Origin of the sequence: Bacillus sp. V26 (genome assembly GCF_034296245.1) — a bacterium.
GTDB classification, from domain to species: domain Bacteria; phylum Bacillota; class Bacilli; order Bacillales; family Bacillaceae; genus Bacillus; species Bacillus halotolerans.
Genome location: NZ_JAXKQF010000001.1, coordinates 407,962 through 433,211 on the forward strand (window position 1 = coordinate 407,962; position 25,250 = coordinate 433,211).

Annotated in this window: 23 protein-coding genes and 10 pseudogenes; 24 read left to right on the forward strand and 9 right to left on the reverse strand. The window is 37.5% G+C overall.

Going from position 1 to position 25,250, the window contains the following annotated elements:
- Positions 1-120: 120 nt before the first annotated feature.
- Positions 121-192: pseudogene (locus UJ203_RS02120) on the reverse strand (transcriptional regulator); the annotation flags it as partial.
- A gap of 194 nt (positions 193-386) precedes the next feature.
- On the opposite strand from UJ203_RS02120, the gene UJ203_RS02125 reads away from it, so the two are divergent.
- Positions 387-542, forward strand: coding sequence for a hypothetical protein (locus UJ203_RS02125; RefSeq protein WP_180950485.1), 156 nt, complete (start codon positions 387-389; stop codon positions 540-542).
- 46 nt (positions 543-588) lie between these two features.
- Positions 589-960, forward strand: a complete 372-nt coding sequence (locus UJ203_RS02130; protein WP_322008505.1) for a YrdB family protein — start codon at positions 589-591, stop codon at positions 958-960.
- Between the two features lie 201 nt (positions 961-1,161).
- Here the strand turns inward: UJ203_RS02130 and UJ203_RS02135 are convergent, their stop codons facing one another.
- Complete coding sequence (locus UJ203_RS02135) at positions 1,162-1,251, reverse strand: YjcZ family sporulation protein (protein ID WP_024122253.1); 90 nt, start codon at positions 1,249-1,251, stop codon at positions 1,162-1,164.
- 169 nt (positions 1,252-1,420) lie between these two features.
- Positions 1,421-1,537 (reverse strand): YjcZ family sporulation protein, encoded by a 117-nt coding sequence (locus UJ203_RS02140; protein WP_202853929.1) that lies wholly within the window; start codon positions 1,535-1,537, stop codon positions 1,421-1,423.
- Positions 1,538-2,318: 781 nt separating this feature from the next.
- Between UJ203_RS02140 and UJ203_RS02145 the strand changes: the two genes are divergently transcribed.
- The 3 genes from UJ203_RS02145 to UJ203_RS02155 are packed head-to-tail and all read left to right on the forward strand — an operon-like array spanning position 2,319 to position 4,166.
- The gene (locus UJ203_RS02145) at positions 2,319-2,696 is read left to right on the forward strand and encodes a GntR family transcriptional regulator (RefSeq protein WP_059293556.1); all 378 of its coding nucleotides are present in this window, start codon (positions 2,319-2,321) and stop codon (positions 2,694-2,696) included.
- Positions 2,696-3,556 carry an ABC transporter ATP-binding protein gene (locus UJ203_RS02150; RefSeq protein WP_322008506.1) on the forward strand — a complete coding sequence of 287 codons (861 nt, stop codon included), beginning with the start codon at positions 2,696-2,698 and terminating at the stop codon, positions 3,554-3,556. The genes UJ203_RS02145 and UJ203_RS02150 overlap by 1 nt, the downstream gene beginning before the upstream one ends.
- Positions 3,557-3,605: 49 nt before the next feature.
- Positions 3,606-4,166, forward strand: coding sequence for an ABC-2 transporter permease (locus tag UJ203_RS02155; protein WP_322009440.1), 561 nt, complete (start codon positions 3,606-3,608; stop codon positions 4,164-4,166).
- Positions 4,167-4,795: 629 nt separating this feature from the next.
- On the opposite strand, the gene UJ203_RS02160 is transcribed toward UJ203_RS02155, so the two are convergent.
- A complete protein-coding gene (locus tag UJ203_RS02160) occupies positions 4,796-5,062 on the reverse strand; it encodes a hypothetical protein (protein WP_322008507.1) in 267 nt (88 codons plus the stop codon).
- Between the two features lie 175 nt (positions 5,063-5,237).
- Between UJ203_RS02160 and UJ203_RS02165 the strand changes: the two are divergent.
- The 3 genes and pseudogenes from UJ203_RS02165 to UJ203_RS02175 all read left to right on the forward strand — a co-directional run.
- A pseudogene (locus tag UJ203_RS02165) lies at positions 5,238-5,501 on the forward strand (ribonuclease domain-containing protein); the annotation flags it as partial.
- A 17-nt stretch (positions 5,502-5,518) separates the two neighbouring features.
- Positions 5,519-5,794 carry a barstar family protein gene (locus tag UJ203_RS02170; RefSeq protein ID WP_010789289.1) on the forward strand — a complete coding sequence of 92 codons (276 nt, stop codon included), beginning with the start codon at positions 5,519-5,521 and terminating at the stop codon, positions 5,792-5,794.
- Positions 5,795-6,451: 657 nt separating this feature from the next.
- Complete coding sequence (locus tag UJ203_RS02175) at positions 6,452-7,621, forward strand: MFS transporter (protein WP_322008508.1); 1,170 nt, start codon at positions 6,452-6,454, stop codon at positions 7,619-7,621.
- Between the two features lie 271 nt (positions 7,622-7,892).
- Here the strand turns inward: UJ203_RS02175 and UJ203_RS02180 are convergent.
- A pseudogene (locus tag UJ203_RS02180) lies at positions 7,893-8,237 on the reverse strand (GNAT family N-acetyltransferase); the annotation flags it as partial.
- Positions 8,238-8,336: 99 nt separating this feature from the next.
- Positions 8,337-9,035: a GNAT family N-acetyltransferase gene (locus UJ203_RS02185; protein ID WP_305934493.1), complete on the reverse strand. Its 699-nt coding sequence runs from the start codon at positions 9,033-9,035 to the stop codon at positions 8,337-8,339.
- Positions 9,036-9,383: 348 nt separating this feature from the next.
- Between UJ203_RS02185 and UJ203_RS02190 the strand changes: the two genes are divergently transcribed.
- Positions 9,384-10,766, forward strand: a complete 1,383-nt coding sequence (locus UJ203_RS02190; RefSeq protein WP_322008509.1) for a PLP-dependent aminotransferase family protein — start codon at positions 9,384-9,386, stop codon at positions 10,764-10,766.
- Between the two features lie 40 nt (positions 10,767-10,806).
- Positions 10,807-10,985: pseudogene (locus tag UJ203_RS02195) on the forward strand (recombinase family protein); the annotation flags it as partial.
- A gap of 127 nt (positions 10,986-11,112) precedes the next feature.
- On the opposite strand, the gene UJ203_RS02200 reads toward UJ203_RS02195, so the two are convergent.
- Positions 11,113-12,330 carry a CynX/NimT family MFS transporter gene (locus UJ203_RS02200; protein ID WP_322008510.1) on the reverse strand — a complete coding sequence of 406 codons (1,218 nt, stop codon included), beginning with the start codon at positions 12,328-12,330 and terminating at the stop codon, positions 11,113-11,115.
- 143 nt (positions 12,331-12,473) lie between these two features.
- Between UJ203_RS02200 and UJ203_RS02205 the strand changes: the two genes are divergently transcribed.
- The 3 genes and pseudogenes from UJ203_RS02205 to UJ203_RS02215 all read left to right on the forward strand — a co-directional run.
- Positions 12,474-13,031: a helix-turn-helix domain-containing protein gene (locus tag UJ203_RS02205; RefSeq protein ID WP_024122190.1), complete on the forward strand. Its 558-nt coding sequence runs from the start codon at positions 12,474-12,476 to the stop codon at positions 13,029-13,031.
- A gap of 529 nt (positions 13,032-13,560) precedes the next feature.
- Positions 13,561-13,738 (forward strand): annotated as a pseudogene (locus UJ203_RS02210) (hypothetical protein).
- Positions 13,696-13,930 (forward strand): annotated as a pseudogene (locus tag UJ203_RS02215) (recombinase family protein); the annotation flags it as partial. The pseudogenes UJ203_RS02210 and UJ203_RS02215, both read left to right, overlap by 43 nt.
- A gap of 133 nt (positions 13,931-14,063) precedes the next feature.
- Here the strand turns inward: UJ203_RS02215 and UJ203_RS02220 are convergent.
- Together UJ203_RS02220 and UJ203_RS02225 are read right to left on the reverse strand one after the other, a co-directional pair.
- Positions 14,064-14,462, reverse strand: a pseudogene (locus UJ203_RS02220) (sigma-70 family RNA polymerase sigma factor); the annotation flags it as partial.
- Positions 14,462-14,638 (reverse strand): annotated as a pseudogene (locus UJ203_RS02225) (ImmA/IrrE family metallo-endopeptidase); the annotation flags it as partial. The pseudogenes UJ203_RS02220 and UJ203_RS02225, both read right to left, overlap by 1 nt.
- Positions 14,639-14,855: 217 nt before the next feature.
- Here UJ203_RS02225 and UJ203_RS02230 point away from each other — a divergent pair.
- The 11 genes and pseudogenes from UJ203_RS02230 (at position 14,856) to UJ203_RS02280 (ending at position 25,193) form a co-directional block, all read left to right on the forward strand.
- Positions 14,856-15,422 (forward strand): cysteine dioxygenase family protein, encoded by a 567-nt coding sequence (locus UJ203_RS02230; protein WP_305934490.1) that lies wholly within the window; start codon positions 14,856-14,858, stop codon positions 15,420-15,422.
- A 75-nt stretch (positions 15,423-15,497) separates the two neighbouring features.
- Positions 15,498-16,343: pseudogene (locus UJ203_RS02235) on the forward strand (BglG family transcription antiterminator).
- A 1,561-nt stretch (positions 16,344-17,904) separates the two neighbouring features.
- Positions 17,905-18,666, forward strand: coding sequence for an MBL fold metallo-hydrolase (locus UJ203_RS02240; protein WP_322008511.1), 762 nt, complete (start codon positions 17,905-17,907; stop codon positions 18,664-18,666).
- Between the two features lie 47 nt (positions 18,667-18,713).
- Positions 18,714-18,851: a hypothetical protein gene (locus UJ203_RS02245; protein ID WP_322008512.1), complete on the forward strand. Its 138-nt coding sequence runs from the start codon at positions 18,714-18,716 to the stop codon at positions 18,849-18,851.
- Positions 18,852-18,859: 8 nt separating this feature from the next.
- Complete coding sequence (locus UJ203_RS02250; RefSeq protein ID WP_322009443.1) at positions 18,860-19,126, forward strand: ester cyclase; 267 nt, start codon at positions 18,860-18,862, stop codon at positions 19,124-19,126.
- A 434-nt stretch (positions 19,127-19,560) separates the two neighbouring features.
- The gene (locus tag UJ203_RS02255; RefSeq protein ID WP_322008513.1) at positions 19,561-20,340 is read left to right on the forward strand and encodes a sulfite exporter TauE/SafE family protein; all 780 of its coding nucleotides are present in this window, start codon (positions 19,561-19,563) and stop codon (positions 20,338-20,340) included.
- Positions 20,341-20,467: 127 nt separating this feature from the next.
- A pseudogene (locus tag UJ203_RS02260) lies at positions 20,468-20,640 on the forward strand (thioredoxin); the annotation flags it as partial.
- Between the two features lie 18 nt (positions 20,641-20,658).
- Complete coding sequence (locus UJ203_RS02265) at positions 20,659-21,747, forward strand: PAS domain-containing sensor histidine kinase (RefSeq protein WP_322008514.1); 1,089 nt, start codon at positions 20,659-20,661, stop codon at positions 21,745-21,747.
- A complete protein-coding gene (locus tag UJ203_RS02270) occupies positions 21,722-22,366 on the forward strand; it encodes a response regulator (RefSeq protein ID WP_305935261.1) in 645 nt (214 codons plus the stop codon). The genes UJ203_RS02265 and UJ203_RS02270 overlap by 26 nt, the downstream gene beginning before the upstream one ends.
- A gap of 148 nt (positions 22,367-22,514) precedes the next feature.
- Positions 22,515-23,714 (forward strand): FAD/NAD(P)-binding oxidoreductase, encoded by a 1,200-nt coding sequence (locus UJ203_RS02275; RefSeq protein WP_322008515.1) that lies wholly within the window; start codon positions 22,515-22,517, stop codon positions 23,712-23,714.
- Between the two features lie 66 nt (positions 23,715-23,780).
- Positions 23,781-25,193, forward strand: a complete 1,413-nt coding sequence (locus tag UJ203_RS02280; RefSeq protein ID WP_305935260.1) for an MBL fold metallo-hydrolase — start codon at positions 23,781-23,783, stop codon at positions 25,191-25,193.
- Positions 25,194-25,250: the final 57 nt, after the last annotated feature.

Here is a 25,250-nt window from a genome sequence, read left to right on the forward strand (position 1 = left end):
TAAGGGTTTCTAAGTGGTTCTAAAATCACTTTATAAATGAGAATCTAAATCTTATTAGTAAACAGAATTAAATAAACAGAAATAAATAATAATAAACTAGCTGCGTTTATTTATCTAATTTCCGTCTTTTGCTGCAAAGAACGTTTCAGGATCGTTCAGTCCTTTTTTTGCTTCATACTTGAACACTTTTTCAAGTTTTCGGAGCACATTTTAATCATCTGACTCCAACTCAGCTGGGAGGCATTATTAGGAAATGTAAACGGAATATGCTGAATTCATTTTCATAACAAAATATGGTATTGTTCAACAATTTCGTTCGACAAATTTTGCGAATTGTAGACAACTTCCTGATTATTTGGATAATTATCTGGATAGGAGGAGATAAGTTGTCATATGTCACTATACTTATAATTGTTGCATTAATCGGAGCATTAGTAACAGCAGTAGTCGGTATCATATCTTCAAAAGTGGAGATGATCTCTCCAAAAACTCAAAGAGAATCAAAAGGAGAAGAACAGAAAAGTTTTTATATGCTGAAATAAAGTGGAGAAAGAGCATCTCCTGCGGGGGGCTTTTTAATCAGAGGAGTTGGAAAAACTGAGTCAAATGAATTTACTTCTAAGATTTTCACTTGAAGTTGCGGCATTGATTTTCATAGGTGTGTTTGCTTGGACTCACTTCAATGGTTTTTTTAAATATGTTTTAACTTTAGTTTTACCAATTGCAGTTATGATTATCTGGTCCGTGTTTGCAGTGCCCAATGACCCTAGCCGAAGCGGTCAAACTGTAATAGCCGTGAACGGGGTTATAAGATTATTTATTGAATTATTGATCTTTGCAATGGCTGTTGCAGCGCTTTATTTTAGTAATTTAAAAACAGTTTGTACCATCTTTTTTTGTCTCATATTACTACACTATATAACTTCAGCTGGGCGTATAAAATGGCTTCTAAATCAATAAATTATATTAAGCTAAAGCTGTGGACAATTTTAAAAAAGCTCATAGAGCTTCAGAAAGATGAAGATTGGTATTTTATATTTCCTTGGTTCAGAAACTTTGTCAGCATAAGGTGAGTTAATCACTTAACAAAACGCCATAAAGGTTTCTTATGGCGTTTAGCCGAACAGGGAGGTGCTGCTGCGGAGGAGTTAGTCTATTAACTTAATATCTAAAGAAAGCTGCTCCAACGATGATTAACAAGATGAATAGCACCACAATTAACGCGAAGGAACTACCGTAACCATTAGACATATGGCCACCTCCTTTAGTGAGGATAGTATAAGATATGCTAAACGATAGTTTTCGACATAGATTTACGTCTAAATAAGAAAAAATGAATTTTTTGTCTAAAAAATAAACGGAAACGCCATAAAGGTTTCTTATGGCGTCAAACAGAACATGGAGTACTCCTACATATCAATTAAATAGGAACGCCTTCTGGATAGCCTCCGAAGAAAGCTGCTCCAACAATGATTAATAAGATGAATAGCACTACGATTAATGTAAAGGAGTTACCATAACCATATGAGTATCCCATATGTCCACCTCCCTTAAAAAGAGATAGTACATGATATGCGGGTCGAATTACTTCGATAGGGATGCGAGTTGAAATGAATTTTAAAATGATTTTTTAGTCTAAGTTGAAATAGAGGCGATTGGGACGGCAAGTACGTCCACATGGCATCTTGCCAGAGGCACGAGGAAGAAAGGTTTAGACCGCTTATTGAAACAGAATGGAAGGCGCCGGGCGGGAAATCAGGCTCATGCAAAACAAATGCCGCCAAGAAAAAAACATTATGCCCAAGCAGCATAAAAACCGAGAAAATACATTGGCACATAATTATATATCTGCTCATTTTTATATGCACCTCTGCTTGGATGTTATGTTCTAAGTAGGGGGTGCTTATTTTTGTTTGGATTTTCCAGGCTGTTACACTCCTTAAAGAAGATTCTTGATCATGAGAACTACATTACCGAACCACTATTATCTCTATAAATGAATGTGTACATTATTAAAAATTTTATCCTAATTCTTATGTAATTTGTGTTTCTTTCTGATTTGGAGTGTATACATAATTAACTTTCTATATATAATTAGTAGCAATTTAAATTTAAATTGTGAAGAAATAAACCTTCTCAACTATCCCTCTGTTGTCTTGGCAACGATTCATGCACCTTACAAGTGAATGAAGCATTATAGCCCTACACTTAACCAAACGATAAACTCGAAGAATTGGATTAAAAAAGAGTTGTATTCTGATATTAATTTGGATATATTGTATATAAAGTATATATACAATATGATAGTGGGGTTTTATATGCAAATTATCATTTCAAATCATTCAAAAGAACCTATTTATGAGCAAATTTATGCTCAAATTAAAAAACATATTTTGACCAATGAATTACATGCAGGGCAATCCTTACCTTCAATGCGACAGTTAGCGAAGGATTTGGATATAAGTGTTATTACAACAAAACGTGCCTATGAGGAACTTGAGAAGAACGGATTCATATATTCGGTTGTTGGGAAAGGTTCTTTTGTATCGGAGCAGGATAGTGAGATGATTAAAGAAAGAAAAATGAAGGTAATTGAAGAGCAACTGTTGACGGCAATTCAAAACAGTAAAGAAATTGGCATCTCACTTACAGAATTAAAGGGCATACTTACACTGTTATATAGGGAGGAAGAATAGTGGAAAATGTTATTGAATTCAAACATGTTTATAAATCATTTGGTGATTTTCAGCTAAAAGATATTTCAATGACAGTTAAAAAAGGATTTATAACGGGTTTTATCGGTGGTAATGGTGTTGGAAAATCTACAACGATTAAACTTATGATGAACTTATTGCAACCAGATAGCGGATCGATTTCAATATTTGGGTTAGATCATAAAGAACATGAAAAAGAAATAAAGCAACGGATTGGTTTTGTATTTGATGAAAATATTTTCTACGCACATTTAACATTAGCAGAAATGAAGGAGATTATAAGGCCCTGCTATATGAAATGGGATGATCGCCTATTTAATTACTATGTTGAAAAATTTGAACTGCCGTTAAATAAAAAAATCAAATCATTTTCTAAAGGAATGATGATGAAAGCTTCTTTATCAATAGCCTTATCACATCATGCAGAGTTAATTATTATGGATGAACCCACATCGGGATTAGACCCAATATTTCGCAGGGAGTTTCTGGATATACTACATAATATAATGCAAGATGGAAAGAAAACGATCTTCTTTTCTACACATATTACAACAGATTTAGACCGTATTGCAGATTATATTACTTTTATTCATAATGGTGAGCATATTTTCACAAAGAAATCTTATCAAATTCAAGAAGAGTATGCCATTGTAAAAGGAGGCGCGGAGTTATTAGATCGAGATACAGAACAGGAGTTTATTTCCATTCGGAAATCTAATGCTGGTTTTGAGGCATTAACAGCCAATAGAACACGAATAGAAGATGTGTTTGGTGATTTAGTATTAATCGAAAAACCAACGATTGAAGAGTTGATGATTTATACAAAGAAAGGGGTTAAGTAAGGTGTTTAACTTAATAAGAAAAGATATCATTTTACAAAAGAAATCTCTTATGATTTTACTGCCGGCTTTATTTGTTTATTTAACGTTAAATATATCATATATCTGGTCAGGCTTTGTATTTAGTATCGTCATTATAATGAACGCTTTTTCAATGGATGAAAAAGCCCGAATAAATACCCTGCTGAATTCACTGCCTTATACACGCAGGGAAATCGTCAGTTCAAAGTACATTGGAGTACTTGTTTTTACTTTTATTGTAGTGCTTACAATTTTTTTTGGAAATTTGATCATTCATAGAGAACTAACAATATGGATCGATCTTATGTTTATCGTATGCCTTGTTATGGTATCTGCTTCATTTATCTTTCCATTTAGTTATCAGTTTAAAAGCCGATATTTGTTCATAGGTTCACTTATTTTACTTGGTATTTATATGGTGTTGATTAATACCTTGTTCCGAAATATGAACGATATAATCAGAGAAAATGTTCGAATATTATTATCATTACAAAATCTTAATGTTTATTTGTTAATTCTATTTTCGGTTATTATTCTATATGTTTGTTCTTGGCTTCTGTCGATTCGTATTTATAGAAATAAAGCATTTTAAAGGAAAGGTGTAGAAATTCTACAGAAAGAGATTTTTACTGAGTGGTTTAATCATCCCTATTCTCATATGTTGCAAAAGGAACGGTATCTTAAATCAATGTTTGTGATGTATTTTGAAGTTAGATGTTACTCATACAATGGATTACCTGATAGAATTTACGGTCCAAAAAAGCGAAATCCTGAAAAAGAGCCCATCTCCTTTTATGAGAAGGGCTATCCACATATTTAACATGAGTTTCTGAGTGATACATAGCTTTTTCGAATGCAGCAATTCATTTTTATCTTCGTAATCAATATCCTGCCCGATCGGACCATGAAGAGACACATCTTTTTTTGTTTTTTTCAATACGTGTAAATGCATGATGAGGATATCTTTATTTATTACAAAAGGGGGGAGCATAGTTTCCTGTCACTGATTGATTAAATAAATGTTGGGGCAGCTTTATGTAATACATGTTCAAACGGGGTACTGCGCATGTCTTAGAAGCTTCTGAGAATGGCAGAACAGTGATTCAAATAAGGGCAGCCTTGAGCAGGTTTAATCATGAGATAGACTTTAAGGTTATGTAAATGAATAATTTAAAAAAACCACTAAAATGTGGTTCTTTGTATGCGCTAACGTGGTATTCCCTATTCTTCATCTTCAAAGAAACCGAATAGTTTTTCTTCATCATATTCATATTTACGTCCTAGATTATCTGTATCTCTTTCGTGCTGCAAAAGAACTTTAAAGTTTTTTCCCTTTGAAGATTCATATTCAGTAACACTTAGGACGGTTACTTTATCGTTCTCATATGTCTTTGCAAAAAGTCTAACCTCCTCAATTGTATCCTTTAAATCTGTTTCATCACCATTAAAAAAGTCTAAAGAAACTTCAGTTGTGTATTTTTCAATCATGGCTAGCTCCCCGCTAAAAATGTATTAGTTCTTCAAGGATAACGGAAAATCTAATCATCAGCTATCACTGGATGGTGAAAGAGGTTCAACAGTGGCAGAAAGTACTTTATGGTTCAGCAACTCTATTGTCAAATTGGAGTGTTGCTCAGTATGGATGAGATGGCGATCAATGGCGGTGCCGGATAATTACATAAATAAAGAAGAAGCAAGAAAATTAGGATGGGAAAGCAAAAAAGGTAAGTAGCACCGGGGAAAGTATGGGGGAGATATATACTACAACACAGAAAAACGTCTTCCTGACGCTAAAAATAGAGTGTGGCGCGAAGCTGATATAAACTATACCACAGGTTACAGAGGGAATGACAGATTACTCTATTCGAATGATGGATTAATATATAAAACAACAGATCATTATAAAACGTTTGTTAAGATAAAATAATGGAGGACATAATTTTAATGAAAAAAATAGTTGTAGATGGAAAAGACTTTGAAAATAAAGAAGGGTTACATGATGTATTAAAAGATAAATTAGACTTACCGGACTACTATGGGAAAAATTTAGACGCTTTATGGGATTGCCTTACAGGGTGGATAGAGTTGCCGCAAACTTTAGTTTGGAGAAATTTTGAGTCTAGTAAAAAGTTTTTAGGTTCATACGCTGATAATACATTAGAAGTTTTACAAAGGGCTCAAAAGGAATTAGAAGATGAGTTTAAAATAATAGTAGAGTAGACTTTTTTTGAATTTGAAAAGAGTACCTTAGCGGCGTTACTTGGGTTCAAGAATGTTGCTGAGGTATTTTATTTTTATTAAAACCTCCTTTTAAATGGAGGTTTTTTATTTGATATCAACAGAAACAATGGAATTAAATGCGATAAAATTAGTATCCCCTTTTAAATCCTTGAGGCATAACCTTATTTTTTTGGGAGAGGAAAAGGCAATAGGGCACCGTAATTTAAATTTTCGGTGAGACCGCAATAACTTTTTGTTTCTCATGGAGAAATAGGTGGTTTTGGATTTTTGCTCATTAAAAACTCACTTCGTAGATGAAGACAGTGCTTCAAAAGTGATTTTAAAATTGCTGCAGAACAAGTTATGCATAAAGAGAAAGGTGATCAGACCTTTTATTTCTATTTAGGATGATTGCTGAACTTGTACCCATTTTTGTGCATAAAATGAATATAAAACTGTGTAAAAAGATGTAATGAATGACTTCAAAATTACTTAGGACCTATGGCCGAAGTAATTGTCCGAGAAAACACTGATTGTTTCAAACTATCGGTGTTTTTTATTTGTCTCATTTTATGGGGAGTGTACCACTTACATAAAGTTCTTTTATGCCCCCTAGAGAATATACATGTAAAAATATTTTTTCATATGGGGGATTATATGAAGTTGCAAGGGAGGATAAGTTTAAGCGTTGGTTGGATAACTTTGTTTCTAATGGGTACTGATTTATTTGTTGTATCTCCATTATTACCGTTTATTTCAGAAGTATATAAAGTTGGTGCATCGACCACTGGATGGATGGTAACTGTTTTTTCAGTTACATATGCTTTTTCGGCTCCTTTCTTCGGTTGGCTTTCAGATTTAAAAGAACGGAGAACATTGATTACATTTGGCTTGTTGCTGTTCGCTATTTCTAATATGCTAACTGCATTTTCTCCTTCATTTTTATTGTTGATTGTTAGCCGTATATTAGCTGGTTTATCCGTTGCTTCAATCACTCCTTTGATATACGCAATTATTGGAGATACTGCCCCGCCTAACCGAAGAGGAATATGGCTTTCGATTGTTGTCTCAGGACACTTGACGGCTCTTTGGGCAGGAGCGCCAATCGGTACGTTATTAGAGCATTTTCTTGGATGGCGCTCAGTATTTGTCGTAATGGCAATCATAGGAACCATATTGGCGGCAGTGAATTTTAAAACATGGGAATCTATTCCTGAAAAAAGTTTAAAAAGAAACCTGTTACAAGGAAATCTGCTAAGAATGCTTGGTTCTGTAAGTGTTACTACCATTTGGGCGATTTCAATGTATACCCTTTATGTTTATTTAGGTGCAGCTCTTTACTCCAAAAATAAATTCTCGTCATCAGAAATCGCATTAGCTGTTGCTTTTTATGGTGTCGGTGCTGTTTTAGGGAGCCTTACAAGTGGGCAATTAACAGATAAATTTGGAGAAGAGAAAATTTCGAAGGTTACGCTAATTTTCTTAATTTTAATACTCATTTGTTTAGGGATATTCTTCTCATCTGGTGATTGGATTTATTTCTTTCTTTTTATATGGGCTTTAGTTGGGTATGCAGGATTTACATCATACCAAGCAAGATTAGCAGTGGAATATCCAAAAGAACGAGGAATTGTTATGGCATGGAATAATACGGCTCTGTATATTGGTATTACCATTGGTTCAATGATTGGGGGTTATGTTATATCTAATTGGGGATATTCTTCACTTCCATATGTTTGTAGCATTGCAGCAATCGTAAGTTTTGTGCTTAGTACCCAAAAGGTACAAGAAGCCAAAAAAGATTCAGCTTTTTCAACAGATACATGACCACGGTACAAAGTCTATTTGGGATTCAGCCGAGAAATATATATAAAGGGGTTCCAAATCCTAAAATATCAAAAGTGACATTAGGAAACATGGATTTTTTGCACAAAGCTTAACTTCAACTAAAAAAAGTCAAATTTCGTGTCAAAGGAGGCTGACTTTTTTTATGAAATGCGGATTTCGCACGCTAAGCCACTTTTCATTAAAGCCGGATTCCTGTTCAACTAGAGGATCCGGCTTATGTTCATTACACTCTGATTCTCGTTCGCTTTACTCAGTTATATTTTTCAAGCCGATTTTTGAGATTTGTGCGGACAGCAGGCCATTCCTCGGCAATGATTGAAAAATAAGCTGTATCCCTAAAGCTACCATTACTTCCAGGGAGATGTGCCCTGCGAATGCCTTCAAAAGTAGCACCAAGCCTTTGTATAGCAGAACGTGAACGTATGTTACGAGCGTCAGTTTTCAGTGTGACTCTGATCATATTCCACGAATCAAATGCATGTGCAAGCATCAGAAGCTTGCACTCTGTATTAACACCAGTACGTTGAAATGAAGCCCCATACCAGGTGCTACCGATTTCTGCCAAGGTTGGTGGAGTCAAATCTGTAGGGGAAGTCCCACTTGCAACGCCAGGTGGCCATGAAAAAACTTCAAGAGCAAGAAGCCACGGCTCTGTTTTGAAACATCATAAAAATGGATAAAGTAATTTCTCATTTTAAAACTGGTTGTCTAGTTTTGAAATTTGATTTCCATATTCATCAAAATTGCTTTCCAAAAGCCACTTTTCGAACCGATTTTTTATATTGGGCCATTCTTTATCAATTATCGAAAACCAAGCTGTATCTCTATTTCTTTGTTTGTATACAAGTGCTTGCCTAAAAGTTCCTTCATATTGAAATCCCAATCTTAGAGCTGCCTTTCTAGAAGGATCGTTTAAACTATCACATTTCCATTCATAACGTCTATAGTGCAGCTCTTCGAATACGTAACGCGCCAGTAGAAACTGTGCTTCAGTAGCAATTCTAGTTTTTTTTAGTCTTTCAGAGTATATTACATGTCCAACTTCCACTGAACTATTTTCGATATTGATCCTCATTAGTGAAAAAGAGCCCAGTGCTTCGTTAGTGTCATTGTCAACTATTGCATAGTAAAAAGGGTCTTCTGATTTTATTAATTTTGATAAGAAAATTTCGAATTCCTTTTCACTTGTAAATTTTTCGGTTGGCAGATAGGTCCATTGTTTATCGTCACTCTCAGGTCCATAAACATTTTTGTACAGATCATCAAAATGCTTCATTGATACCTTTTCTAACGTACAGTATTTCCCTGCTATTGTGTTTCTTGTTGGAACTAGTGGATGTTGATAGCCCTCAACTGGCTCACCGATTTTTTGTCCAAATTGGTTAATTTGCATACTTAACATATCCTTTCTTAGATCAACCCACGAAGTAGGGAACTTATGCTTGTTAATATTACATTGAATGTTTAATAAGATTGATTTCTCTAACTTTTGGGGATTTCATCAGCGTAAGAATTCTCACAATAAAGTACCTAGTTCAAGAATAATCCAAACAATTTAACCGATCGTATCTGAGTAAAATCAATCCTCTTATTATCTGTACATACTAATTTTATTGGCGGATCTTATGCATTTTTTTTATCCCAACTTTCTTTATAAATGATAAAATCATTTTAGAGAATTTCTGTACCTAATAAAAGTGACAGAATTTAAAAAACAATAGGGACAGATGGAGGATTAACAGTGGAAATTACCCCATTTTTACATAGGGAGTCGTCCGAGCCGTTATATAGTCAATTGTATCATTGGATTAAGAATGAAATTGAAGAAGGTAGGCTCTTGCCAGGAATGAAGATGCCATCAATACGTCAGCTAAAGGCTCATTTAAAGGTTAGCCGAAACACGGTTGAGACAGCATATCAGCAGCTACAATCAGAGGGATATCTAGAAAGTGTCCCTAAAAGTGGGATATGGGTAGCTGAGATTGAGAAATCTTTACTACATCCGATTGTTGTGAAACATCCTATTAGGTTGGAAAGTAAACAATCAAGCGAGGTCATTGTGGATTTTAAATATGGAAACATCGATCTTGACAAGTTTCCCTTGAAGCAGTGGAAAAAATGTCTGTCAGACGCAGTTGATCAAGTATTTCATTATGGAGAAAATCAGGGTGACTTTGCATTGAGGAGAGAGATTTCAAACTATCTACTGCAATCCAGAGGTGTACGCTCTACACCGGAACAGATTCTTGTAACGGCCGGAACACAAGCCTCCATGGCGTTAATCTGCCGTCTTTTAGAACTCCAGGAAAAAACCGTGGCCATGGAAGAACCCGGTTACAGTGGAGTTCGATCAGTCTTAAAAGACCAAGGATGCCAAATTGAACCAGTGCCTCTTGAGAAGGACGGATTGTCAATGGAGCATATTCAAATGAGCAAGGCAAAAGCAGTGTATTTAACGCCTTCTCACCAATTTCCATTTGGTATGATTATGTCCATAGCGAAAAGAATGCGTTTACTAAAATGGGCTTATCAAACTGGGGGATACATTATTGAGGATGATTATGACAGCGAGTTTCGATACAGGGGACAGCCGATTCCTTCACTGAAATCTTTGGATGAAGAGGAAAGGGTTATTTATTTAGGTACGTTTTCTAAATCATTTCTACCTTCAGCTCGATTAAGTTATATTGTATTTCCATCCTCTCTAATGGTTCAATATTCACGAAAGTTCGCAGCTTACAAACAATCTGCTTCTCCTATTATTCAGAGGGCTATGGCCATGTTTATGCAATCCGGGGAATTTGAGAGGCATATACGAAGAATGCGCAAGATTTATCAAAGAAAACATCAGACTCTGTTAAGGAGCATTGAACAGTATATGGGCAATCAAGTAAAAATTGTTGGAGAAAAGTCAGGCTTACATATCTTATTGAAACTAAAAGGCGTAACAGCCTTCGAGTTGATCGAAGCTGGTTTCCAAAAAGGTGTCAAAGTTTATTCTCCGTCAAGGTTTTGGCTTAATCCAAACCCCGAAAATGATTCCTATATCATGTTGGGATTTGGTGGATTATCAACTGAAGAAATTGAAAATGGAGTAAGATTACTCGCTAGCTGCATCCCATGAAGAGGGAGAACAGTAAGTAATAAACATATTGGCTTAAAGAATGATGGCGATATATGTAGGGTATCGACCGAGAAACAAGCGATCAAGGGGTCAAGCATCGACATCCAGATAGAGGCCTGGCCTGTATAAAGCAGGGACTAAGGATGTGCTGAAGTATGCCGATGAAGCTTTGGGGAGCTTTTAGAACGTCCGGCTTTGAATCGCTTAAGGATGGATTCAAAATTGCCGCAGATCGAGTTGGTGCATAACATAGTTTTGAGTAATTTTCCAAATAATAAACCCACCTTCATCTTTACAATAGAAGCTGGGTTTATTATGTCAGGTAGTTTTTAAAGTGTTAAAAATATTACGTGCTTGTTGTTTTCAACTCATTTATTTGAAAATTAGATTCTTTCTTCTTTCTAACTTTTAAAGTTAATAGCATTAATATGATTGAAATAAAAAGTAATAAAAAGAATGCAAAATTATAAGAGTTTGTTATATCTTTTGCAGCCCCAACAAGTATAGGGACAGCGCCACTTATAATGTAACCACCGAATTGAATCATAGCAGTCCATTGACTAGCATCTCTTGGTGTAGTTGTTGCGTCTAAAGGAAGGATCATCGCTATTGGAAATAACCCTCCGGCACCAATCCCAGTCAAAATAGCACTAATAATGGGTGAAATACTTCCAGCTATTAACGTGATTATCCCGATAAAATAACATAAAGCACATAGAATAATCCAAGGTTTTCTATTTGGACTATTATTAATTAAAATAGGGATGATGAAGCTGAAAATCATCTGTATGATTGAAAAAACAGTAGCAGTTGTTGCTGCATATGTGGCACTAAAACCTACTTCTTGTACTTTTGGAGCTAGCCATGTTGCAAAAGAATAATACATGCCAGACTGTAGGCCAAAAAACACCATTAGCAGCCATACATATCGATTTCTCCAAGGTAATTGGTTTTTTTGTTTTACAGACTCCCCTTCTACACTTTTCTTTAGTTTAGATTTTTTAATGATTGGCATCCAAACAATTATTCCAATTCCAGCAAATAAAGCCCATATTGCTAAAGCGATGTTCCAAGAATTATTAAAAGAATGCATAGCGGGCACTACCAACCCAGAACTTAAGGATGCTCCAACGCCCATGCCAGCTGAATAAACACCAATCATTGAAGATGAATATTTAGGAAATTGTTTTTTTATATATCCAGAGATAAGTGGACCGGCTATTGCAATCCCAATTCCGGTAAGTACAGCCGTCATTAATAATAGAAAAGGGAAGGTTGCCATAAAGCGCAACGCTGTTGCTAGTCCAATTAATAAGACTGAAAATGCAATGGTCAATTCAATTCCCCATCGTTGACTAAGCTTTGCAGCCACAGGAGCAAATACCCCCATACAAAAAACTGGGAGGGCTGTAAGTAAACTAACCGAAACATTAGACATTTGTAAGTCTGCCTGAATAGTTTTTAAAACTGGAGAGATTGATGTAATGGATGCACGTAAGCTCATGGATATTACAAACAAAGAAAAGATGCTCCAAATTATATAAATGTTTCCCTTTTTTTTCATAATTATAAACGCTCCTTTTATGATTTTAGATGATTATTTGATACAATATAGTTAACTTTTTTGTTTGAATGTATACTATAGTTACATCTTTGGTATACTATAATATATTTTGTAGATAGAATCAATGCGAAAGGTGTGAAAAAGTGAAGGAAGAAAATATTGACTTATCCAATCAGGTAGGGATTAAACTTAGAGAAATTCGAAGAAGTAAAAAAATTAGCTTGGAAGAGTTGTCTAACTTAAGCAATGTCAGTAAATTAACTCTAGGTAAAATTGAAAGAGGCGAAGCGAACCCAACAATAAATGTCTTATGGAAAATATGTAGAGGATTAAATATTCCATTAGCATCTTTACTAACTTTTGAAGAGGAAATTGAAGTACACCGATTTGTGCCTCCCCATCACTTTGCGGGACAAAATAATGATTGGTTTATCAACCCATTGTTTAAGGCACTTGGCACGGTTGAATGGTATAGAGCATGTATCGATCCAAACAGTGAGTACAGTGAGTCACATTTGGCTGGATCTGAAGAAATCGTACTTGTATTAAATGGTCAATTGGAAATGAAAGTTGGAGAGGAAAAACACCAACTCAACAAGTGGGACGTCATTAAATTTAAAGGCGAAGAGATTCATACGTACATAAACCGTTCAGACGAAAAAGTGTACTTAATGATTTCTTTAACCTATACAAGCCCTTAAGCCCAAACTTTTCAAGAGAGGGATTTTTTGTTTATCACTGGTTATTTTAATACTATCGGAGAAGGATAATCTTAATTCGAAAAGCAAGTTAAATTAAGATCAGGCTACCAATGTGGTAGCTTTTTTATTTACTATAGGGGCAGTATTCTGTTATATACGAGGGTTTCTTCTAATTTTTGCCCTACTTCTGTTTTCTTAAATAGTCCCCTCAACAAAAATTTGTATTGTTGAAATTACATTAATAACTGGCAATAAAAACGCTACTTCATTTTTAAAATGAGAATAAATCTTTGTAAACGATAATAAGCTAATTTTGATTTAAGGCTTTGATTAGAAAATAAAATCTCTCCTATTGAGGATCTAAGGAGTGTAGAAATGTCTCAACAAAACATCGATTGTTTCAAATTATCGGTGTTTTTTATTTTCTGCATATACATTGAAACGTTTAATAACACTGTAGTTTAATTTAAAATCTCCTCATTTGGACAAACAGCTGTTACATAGCATTACCCAAGGGGTGATGCATTTTATGAAGGTGATAATCATCGAGGGACCGCAAGATGGCAATGCATTAACGATTGCTATCATTATTTAATAAAACTTTATAGGAAGGAGATCCAGGGTGATAGCCATATATGTAAGGGTATCGACTGAGGAACAAGCGATCAAGGGATCGAGAATCGACAGCCAGATCGAGGCCTGCATAAAGAAAGCATGGACTAAGGATGTGCTGAAGTATGCCGATGAAGGATTTTCTGGAGAGCTTTTAGAACGTCCGGCTTTGAATCGCTTGAGGGAGGACGCAAGCAAAGGACTTATAAGTCAAGTCATCTGCTACGATCCTGATCGTCTTTACGGAAATGATAATTGAGCTTATCAGTGCTGACGAGTTGAGAGAGTGAGACAAGCGGTTAGCTGGAAGCATTTTCATACCTCTATCGTATATTCTGTCTCCATTAGTTTCGAAAGTTTTAAAAGAAGCATGTAAATGAATGAGAGAAAGCCGGAATGTCAGATCCGGCCTCTTCCACATCATTTCCCCTTCGCTTTCTTCCGCTTTTCCTTCTCCGCCCGATAAAACTCATGGAACATCTTCATCAGCGCCCGCTTCTCAATCCGAGATACATAGCTGCGCGAAATACCGAGTTCTTTGGCAATCTCACGCTGCGTTTTTTCCTTCTTTAAATCAAGCCCAAACCGCCCGACAATCACTTCCTTCTCCCGGTCATCTAAAATGTCAATGTATTGCTTCACTTTTTCAAGCTCCATATTGAGCTGGATCGTATCAATCACGTCTTCATTTTCTGATTTCAAGACATCGATCAGGCTTATTTCATTCCCTTCTTTATCCTGCCCGATCGGATCATGAAGAGACACGTCTTTTTTTGTTTTTTTCAATGCGCGCAAATGCATGAGGATCTCATTATTCATTACAAAAGGGGGGAGCGCAGATTTCCCGTAACTGTTTGATTAAATAAATGTTGAGTCAGCTTCCTGTAATAAATGCTCAAACGTTTCTTAGCGAATGAAGGGGATACCTTAAATAACCAAGCTACATTTTCAATTGCATGTGATTGTATGTACGATAGATTAATATTACGCAACATGTGTTTAAACAGAATGTTAATAATCAATCTCCTATCTTAATTGTTGAAGACCAGAAGCACATCTTTTATATATACGCATTAACAAAAGTACTTTTTCGAATAAAATTTATTACCTCGAATTGGATAAGGAGGGGAATACATCCTTGAAACTCAGCGTGAAATTCATATACAATACAGGGGTAGGGTATATAAAATTTGGTTTAGGTGGTGTTTGTTAATGAAAAATCCTGAAATTGAGTCTTTTATTAAGGATGTGGATCGAATTGTTCATGACGGCGGGACTGAAGAGGTTTTGACTGGCAAGATTGCGGAGAGGATGAGACATCTGTTACAGGCAGATAATATTCTCCCTTCACAGTATCGGCAACCGAACCCAAAATACGCTCTGTATCCGTTGTATATTGCTGACGATGAGAGTTTTTCTATCGCGGTTGCGGTTTGGGATGTTGGGCAATCCACTCCTGTCCATGATCATGGAACGTGGGGCGTAATTGGAGTAGTGCAAGGAACAGAACATGAAATACAGTATGCATCGCCTACTAATAAGCATGAGGAACTGATAGCATGTAATGACCGTTATATTCTGCAAGGGGAGGTTGTCGTCTGTTGCTCCACTGACCAAGACCTTCACAAAGTGGAGTGTGCCTCCAATGATCCGTGTGTAGGAATTCATGTGTACGGCGGCAATATTGGAAAAATAGAGCGTCATATCTACGATACACATACGGGGAAAAAACGGGTAGCGGTTAGTCAATGGGTTCCTGTACCAGCTTCCCGACAGTAAGTCGCATCTTTACGCCTAAGGATATAATCCTAATCTTGATTAACTTTCTGGATATGCAAAAGGTAAGGTGATGAAATGATTAAAATCAAAAAGGTCCTAAATTCTAGTGTCGTCTTGGCAGAAGATAAACAAAAAAAGAATTCATTCTTCTTGGCAAAGGAATTGGCTACGGACAAAAAGCCGGTAATATCATTGAGGAACACCAGGCTGATCAAATGTTTATCCCTATTGAAAATATCAAAGTGAAAGAGTTTCTTGGTTTATTAGATGCTATTTCTCCTGGATTGATAGAATTGACCCGACAAATCATAAGATATGCTGAGGAAACACTTCATACGAAACTTAATACCGGCAGTTATTTTACGTTGATGGATCATTTGAATTTTGCAGTAGAGAGATATAAAAAAAGATCAACATCGCCAACCTAGTATATTGGGAAATTAAAAACTATTATTCCGAAGAATATCAAGTTGGGAAATTCGCCGTAAAGCTCATAAACGAAAAGCTTCATATCGATTTACCAATTGAAGAAGCGGCAAGTATCGCATTCCATTTAATTAACGCTCAAGGAGAACAGAAAGAATCTAAAGATGGTATGAAGTTTGCTAAAATGATCGGAAGTATTGTCAACTTAGTTCGATATACTTTTAATATCAATACGGATACAGAAAACGTTCATTATACTCGGTTTATCACACATATTAAATTTTTGTAGAACGTTTCTATTCAGATAAGATGCTAGATGATAAAGATAATATGTTATTCGGGCAAATCGCCAGTCTGTATCCAGAAGCTATGGATGGTGCTTTTAAAATAAAGGACTATATCAAACAGATTAATGGCAAAACCATTCCTGAGGAGGAATTAGCGTATCTTGCGGTTCACATCCATAGATTAATGACTTATAATAGTTTGGATTGAACGTGAACTGAATAAGTAATGAACCAGAGGCCTTATCTATAAATAGGTGCCTCTGATTTTTAGAACAAATTAAAATATCTTGTTTAAAGATACTGGTGAGCGAAATTTCATTAAAACTAAGGATGTTATCCGTTTTGTTGTTATAAAGTAATAGTAATAAAAAATTGACGATTTTGCTCAGAGACCTTAGGATAACAGCCATCTCATTTTTGATGCTTTTCTTTCGAGGTGAATAGATTTCTCGGATCCAATGATCTCCTCTTATTCCACTTGTTTTTGAACCCGACTCCTACCGGTAAACATTGTTATCATGATAATCCGTTCTTTTTCCGCCTAGGTCTACCTTACTTCTACTCATCACTCTTTCTCAATAGCAGTATCATTGTCATGACGAGTAAGGATCCTTCAATTTCATGGATGTTCAGCATCCATTTAAAAATAGAAGAAAAATAAAAGCTAGGAAACGCATTTTTTAGCGAGTTGTTTCATTTTTGTTTCTCATTATCGTTTCCGAAATCAAAAGAAGCAACGGAATGACTATGCCGAATAAATAAAAGGTACTGGTTCCGATTGGACCTCCAAGCTGAAAGACTTGATTGACATTTTTCGGCGTTAGCAATAGACGAGCGCGGAAGCAAACCGAACATAACGGACTTAATGTTTTTGTTAAAAAGCTGAGACCAGACCTATTGCTCCAGCGTAGTTTTCATAAATTTGCATGATCCAGATGACAAGCAGCATAGATTCAAACCGTTAAGCCGATAATTTCAAAACCTCTTATCAGTTCAATCCGCCGGCAATATCCTTGTCACAACACCGTCAATAGAAAATACTCCGATTATCAGAATGACCGATATCATGTAAAATAGATTAGGAAAACCATCCCTATTGGAGCAGCTTTAAACGATTTATCCGGCTTTTCAAAAAGGTACGATGTCAATGCCCATATAAGCTGGGTTGTCGTTTTTAGCCTTTTTAATGACCCCTAACCCACTATCAGACGTGAATTGTCTATTTCAAATTTATTATCATACGCCACAGTAATTGTAACCCCCTTAGTAAACATTAACCATACATCAGTATTTTCACTTTTTCCACCAATGTTCGTGAAAGTGTCATGATTCCCGTTCCAAGTAAAATTGGTAAGAATAACAGCAATTCGTGAGGGGGTGATTATCATCATGGTAGATTCACTGCCTATCATGCTACTTATCATAAAAAGTTATATGGCTCCTGTCACTTTAATCTATTTCATTGGTTTTAATTGTCTTGATTCATTATTTTTATATTTAGTTAAAAAAACGAAAAGTGCATACAATGACTAAGTATAGTTTCTACACCTTCACTTTAAAATTCGACCTTTACTGTTATGTAAATGATTTCATATAACTTTTCAGGCTCATTGTTCCTTTAGTCTAATTGATGCTCAATTCATAAAAAATGAAATACATACTTTCAAAAATCAAGTCAAACGATAGAAAGACTTGATTTGTTCCATGTATTTATAAGTTGGATGTAGGTAAACTATCCATATATATACTAAAGAAAAGGAGTTTTATACATGAACATTCAACAAATTCGTAATGCTACACTTGTTGTCGAATATGCAGGCAAAACATTTTTAATAGATCCCATGTTAGCTGAGAAGGGGGCTTACCCTCCATTCCCAAATGCGCCAAGACAAGATCAAAACAACCCTTTGGTTGAATTGCCAACATCTGTTGACAATATTATTAAAGATATTGATGCTGTTATTGTTACTCATTTACATTACGACCATTGGGATGAGGCAGCTAAAGAGTTGTTGCCAAAAGATATCAAGTTGTTCTCCCAAAATGAAGAAGATGCAGCAGAAATACGAAATGCTGGATTCAAAAACGTTGAAGTGTTAACAAAAGACACAGTCTTTGAAGGCATTCAACTGATTAAAACAAAAGGCGAACACGGAAGAGGAGAAATTTTAAAACTTGCAGGTCTTGTATGCGGTGTTGTGTTCAAACACCAAAGTGAGAAAACGTTATATATCGCTGGAGATACAGTCTGGTATGATGCGGTTCAAGGAGAGATTGAAACACATCAGCCGGACATCATTGTCGTGAACGGCGGCGATAATCAATTCTATGAAGGCGGTTCTCTCGTCATGGGTAAAGAAGATATCTATGAAACGTATAAGGCTGCTTCAGAAGCCAAAATCATCGTGAGCCACATGGAGGCTGTCAATCATTGGGGATTATCAAAAGAAGAATTAAAATCCTTTATTAAGGAAAAAGGAATCGCTTCTGATGTTTTAGTGCCCGATAATGGTGAATCATACTCATTTTAAATGAAAACAGAGAGGTTTATTTTAAAGTGTAGGAGAGGAGCATCATTATGACCGTTGAAAGCAATAAAGAATTAGTCCGTCGTTTCTTTGAAACAATTGAACAAGAAAATTACGATGCCTTAAAAGACTTTTGCCATAAAGACTTTCTATTCTATCCACAATTGGATAACCATTTCCGGGTGTAGAAGGTTTAATTGAGTCTGAAAAGAAAAACTTTGATGCTTTCCCAGGTTTTAAAATGCCAATTGAAGCGATGGTCGCTGAAGACGATCTTGTATCAGTTTATTTTATTTTTGAAGGCAAGCATACAGGAACTCCATTTGCTGGCGTTCCTGCAACGGGAAACTCTGTTAAATTTTCTCTCATGATTCTCTTGCGTATTAAAGACGGTAAAATTATTGAACAGAGATCCCATGTGGATATGCATGATATTCTCCGTCAGCTTGGCGTTAATGCTTAAAAAGTTAGGTGGAGAAATATGCAAACCATTTTACTAAAGAGATCAAGTAATCATGATCTCTTTTTTCATGAAACGATTGTTATGAGGATAGCTCCTCCCCAATTCTAAATAAGACTGAAAAAAACATACCAACATCGTATGGTATGTTTTTTAGATGAATTTTTGCACTATTTATTAACAACAATCGGCAATTGTAGCTTATATGTTTATTTAAGCCTACCAGAAATTCAACCAGCAAATCATTGTGAGGATGCACTCTAGGAAATTTATTGAAAAAAGTTGATGTCAATATTGAGGTTCATGGGGAAAACCTTACTAAATAATGTTTTTGATAAATAACTAGTATTAAAAAAGGAATTGGAACATTTTAAGCTCCCCACCCTCAGATATTAAGGTCAGGCGGTCTTTTTTATTGATGGAAAGGAGGAAAGGTAGTGGACATATCTTTTATTCTTCTACTATTTTTAATCGGATCAGTTGGCTCTTTTATGTCCGGAATGCTTGGTGTCGGTGGGGCAATTATAAATTACCCTTTGTTGTTATACATACCTGTTTTATTGGGGTTTGAAGGTTTTAACGCTCACCAGGTTTCAGGTATAGTGGCAGTCCAGGTTTTTGTTGCTGCATTTTCCGGTGTGTGGGCTTACCGGAAAGGCGGTTACTTACATAAAGAACTTATCTTCATCATGGGGTTTAGTATTTTGCTTGGAAGTCTAATCGGTGGTTATGGGTCACATTTTTTCTCCGAAGATGTCATAAACCTAGTTTACGGAATATTGGCGATCGTCGCTGCCATAATTATGTTTATTCCAAAGACAGGAACAGAAGGTAATCAAAGTGATCACATTCGCTTTCCAAAGATATTAACCTCAATCATGACTTTTGTTGTCGGTTTGGCTTCAGGTATAGTCGGTGCGGGCGGAGCTTTTCTACTTATTCCGCTGATGTTAGTCATTTTAAAAATACCTGCACGAATCACAATTGCAACATCACTCGCAGTTACATTTATTTCATCGATTGGAACAACAGCTACAAAGCTCGTCATTGGACAGGTGCCTATTATGCCGGCTTTGGTTGTAATGGCTGCCAGTCTAATTGCAGCCCCGCTAGGTGTTTTCATTGGCAAGAAAGTGAATGCTAAAGTTCTTCAAGGTATTTTGATATTCGTTATTATGATTACAACAGTGAAAACTTGGTTTGATATCTTTAATTAATAATTAAGGTGTAAGAGAAAATCTTTTTTTAATGAAAGCGTAACATAGGCAGATCAGAGAAAATTTCATTTGAAGGAGGGAGTGGACGAAAGAAGGGCTACAGAGCTGACTTCAATGGTGTCAATAGATCAAATTAGGACATGTAATGCTGACAAAGTGATGGAAGTTGCAGGAAGGTTTTCGGTCTTCACAGTTCCTTTGCTTCTTTTATTTATTGAGGGAACCGAATCTCTAAGAGAAGCACGTTTTGTTCAGCTTGAACAGAAGTTAAAAAGAGTCTGTCAATTGTACGAGGAATAGATAGCTGAGGGAGGGTCCATGATGTGTCAAAACCCGAATTTCTTTGAACGGTATAAAGAAGGAAAGTCAATGGAAAGCGGCTATTTAAGGCAGATCTTCGATCATTTGCAGGATGGAATCATCATGATGGATCAGGAACGTAGAATTCTGGTGATGAATCCATCCGCAGAGAAGATGACGGGATGGAAATTAGGGGAAAAGGTTCCCTACTGTTCCTACTGCCAAATGAGAAAGTTGGAAGCGAGAGAAGAGCGTTGTTATTTGCTGGCCAAGCGGGAAATTCCTTATTTTCTTTCCTCGATGCCCACCTATGAGGGACGATTCGTCGACATGGAGATGAGTACTGCTGTTATTTCAGAAAACGGCGATCAAATGGAAGTTCTTTTGGTCCTGAAAGATTTAACGATGAAGAAAAAGGAAGAGGAAGCTAGAATTTCCAAGCTAGTTCTGCAAAAAACGTTAGCAGCCCAGGAAAACGAACACAAGCGGCTGGCTCAGGAACTGCACGATGGTGTAGGGCAATCGCTATATTCGGTTTCAGTAGGCATTCAAGCGATTCAATCGCGTATGAAGCAAGAAGAAACATTTAAAAAGTACATGCAGGAAATTATCGATGAGCTGGAAAAAGCAATCCAAGATGTCAAGCTCTACTCTCTCCAGCTGCGCCCGCACAGTCTCGATCAATTGGGGCTGATCCCTGCTGTCAAGCACCTTGTTTCCAGATTGAACAAGGCTCATCAGGATGTTTCTATTACGTTTGCCTCAAGTAATGTCAACAATCGTTTGCTGCCGATTTTGGAAATCAATTTGTACCGCATCATTCAGGAGGCGCTGCATAATGCCCTGAAATATTCGCAGGCATTACTTATTGAAGTCATACTGTACAAAGAAGATGGCGATCTCGTTTTGATAATTCAGGACAATGGTCTCGGTTTTGAACGCGGGCTGACAGAGGAAGGTCTTGGATTCAAACATATGAGAGAGAGAGTCGATCAGATGGAAGGAAGTCTTCGTATTCATTCCGTACTTCAGAGAGGTACGACGATTAAAGTGAAAGTACAGTATAAGGAGGGGGAGGAGAGTGATCAGGGTATTGCTGGTCGATGACCACATGATGATTCGCAAGGGCATCCGTGTACTTTTGGAAGGTTTTTCTGAAATCGAAATTGTGGGAGAAAGGAATAATGGCAACGAAGCCGTTCTTAGCACTGGACAATTGAAACCTGATGTCGTGCTGATGGATTTGTCGATGCCGAACGGGCTGGACGGATTCACAGCGAGCAGTGAGATTCGAAAGTTGAACCCATCTGTTAAAATCGTGATTTTGACAATGCATGACGAGGAAATTTTTGTCCAAAAAGCGATAGAGGCGGGTGCCCATGGATATGTCTTGAAAAACAGTCATTATCAGTTGCTTTATCAAGCGATTGTCGAAGTGTACAGGGGCAATCTCTTTTACAAGACATGTGTATCGCAAGACATCATTGATCAATGGCTGAATTCAGAGTCTAAAAAGCCACCTTCTGTTCTAACTGTTCGGGAAAAGGAGATTCTCAGATTCATTGTGCTGGGTTATGCCAATAAGGAGATTGCCAATAAACTCTCAATCAGCGTCAAAACCGTCGAAAACCATAAAACGAATATGATGCAGAAATTAGAACTGGACTCGAAACACGAATTGATCCAATATGCGATCAAAAATAAATATCTCGACCTGACGCTCTAACATACTGCTCCTTAAACTTATCAAGACGAGGCTCACATGAAAGTAGGGGAGTTCCCCTATATAGATAAAGGAAGATTGATGTTAACTTAAAAAACAGAGACGCATCTTTAAGAAAAACATCAACTTTAAAAACAAAAGGTGGTTGACTATGTCAAAACACGCTCGTTATTCCATTGTCATTGTAGGAGCTGGGACTGCTGGCATCTCTGTCGCCGCCCGTCTCGTCCGGATTTCTAAAAAACTCAAAGGACAAATTGCCATCATTGACCCGCAAACAAAGCACTACTACCAGCCTTTGTGGACATTAGTTGGAGGCGGCGCAGCGAAGAAGGAAGAGTCTGAACGAGATCTGGCTTCCTTAATTCCCGCTGGTGTCGACTTGATTGGCGATGCTGTAACAGAGTTTCGACCGAATCAGAACATACTTCTTACAAAACAAGGAACGATCGTTTCCTATGATTATCTTGTTGCAGCAGCCGGTTTGCAAATCAATTGGGACGGGATCAAAGGCTTGAAAGGTACGATCGGAAAAAACGGGGTTTGTAGCAACTACTCGTACCAAACGGTAGATAGCACTTGGGAAAACATCCGCAACTTTAAAGGCGGAACCGCTATTTTTACTCACCCGAATTCTCCTGTAAAATGCGGAGGAGCTCCGCAAAAAATTATGTACTTAGCAGACGATTATTTCCGCAAGTCGAATGTTCGCAATCAATCCGAAATTATTTTTGCCTCGGCGAAATCAACCATTTTTGAAGTCACGAAATACGCTAATGCGCTCGAAAAAGTTGTCCAGCGCAAGAGCATTCAAACGATGTACAAACGAAACCTGATCGAAATTCGGCCGGATTCAAAAGAAGCTTTGTTCGAGAATCTGGAGACCAAGGAACAGGAGGTATTAACATACGATCTTCTTCATGTGACTCCACCGATGAAAGCGCCTGCATTTATAAAAGAAAGTACATTGGCGGATGCCGGCGGATGGGTGGATGTTGATCCGTACACTCTGCAACACAAAAAGTTTGCCAATGTTTTCGGAATTGGTGACTGTGCCAACCTGCCGACGTCCAAAACAGGGGCGGCAATTCGTAAACAGGCTCCGGTTGTGGTGCAAAATCTGATGTCTATGATAAAGGGATCTTCATTAGATGCAAAGTACGATGGATATACCTCTTGCCCGCTGGTTACAGGATACAACAAACTCGTGCTGGCCGAGTTTAACTATCACAAGGTGCCGCAAGAAACGTTTCCATTTGATCAGTCCAAAGAACGATTCAGCATGTACCTGTTAAAAAGAAGATTGCTTCCCATCATGTATTGGAATGGCATGTTGAAAGGACTGATGTAAGGGAGGACAAAGTGTAAACAGCCATGCAGAAAAAAATAATTGATGATCCAAGAGGAGGAATCCAATATGTTGTTGCGCTACTTTTACGATGAAAAGCTGGCCCATGCATCCTATCTGGTCGGCTGCCAAAAAACAGGGGAAGCGATTGTGATTGACCCCGGCCGCAATCTAAACCCATATTTACAAGTAGCCAAAGAAGAAGGACTACACATCGCGGCGGCCGCAGAAACCCATATTCACGCCGATTTTGTTTCCGGTGCCCGCGAACTCGGCGTGACACACCAAGCGAAGCTGTATCTTTCCGATGAAGGCGGCGCAGATTGGAAATATCAATATGTAGATGAATTGAAACATCAACTTGTGAAAGACGGCGATCGCTTTTCCATCGGAAACCTGATGTTTGAGGTGATGCATACCCCCGGCCATACCCCGGAAAGCATTTCTTTCCTCTTGACGGACCGCGGAGGAAATGCGGATCGTCCAATTGGTATCTTTACGGGGGATTTCGTCTTTGTAGGCGACATCGGCAGACCCGACTTGCTGGAAAAAGCGGCTGGCATCAAGGGAACGGCAGATTGTGGCGCAAGAGCCATGTTCAAGTCCCTCTTGAAGTTCAAACAACTGCCAGATTATCTGCAGGTCTGGCCGGCTCATGGTGCGGGAAGCGCTTGTGGTAAGGCATTGGGGGCGATTCCTTCTTCCACTGTTGGTTACGAAAAGCTATTTAACTGGTCAATGGCATACACCAACGAAGAAGATTTTGTAAAAGCCTTGCTTGAAGGGCAACCAGAACCGCCAAACTATTTCTCCGTGATGAAACAAGTTAATAAAGAAGGCCCTGCATTGCTTAAAGATTTACCTGTTGCGCCAGAGATAGCTTCAATGGAACAAGTGAAAAGATTGCTGGATAGCGAACAAATTGTAGATACCCGTCCCTTCCAAGAATTTGCAAAAGGGCATCTCAAAGGCACAATCAACATTCCATTTAACAAGTCGTTTACGAACTGGGCAGGCTGGCTCATCGACTACAATCGACCTGTGTACTTCATAACGAATCCGGATGAAGTGAACGAACTCCTGGAAGCGCTGCGCTCTATAGGTATTGACAATGTGGCAAGGTTTATGGACAGTGACAAAATCTTGGCAAGCGGCACTTTTACACTTGAATCGTACACGGAAATAGCACCATTTGATATTGCTAAATTGGTGGAAGACGGGTTCGTGCACGTACTTGATGTCCGCAATCTGACTGAGTGGCAGGAAGGTCACATTCCGAATGCGCAACACATCATGCTGGGAACGCTCCAAGAACGGCTGGATGAAATTAAAAGAGACTATCCGATCCTTGTGCAATGCCGTTCCGGAGCCCGATCTGCCATTGGGGCTAGCATCCTGCAAGCTAACGGCGGGTTCAAACAAGTACTGAGTTTGAGCGGCGGCATTGTCCAGTGGCAGAAAGACGGTCTTGCAATAGTGTGACAAGGTTCAATCCCTTGTCTCTATTCAAGTTGTCTTCTCAACACAAGTGGAGGGCAC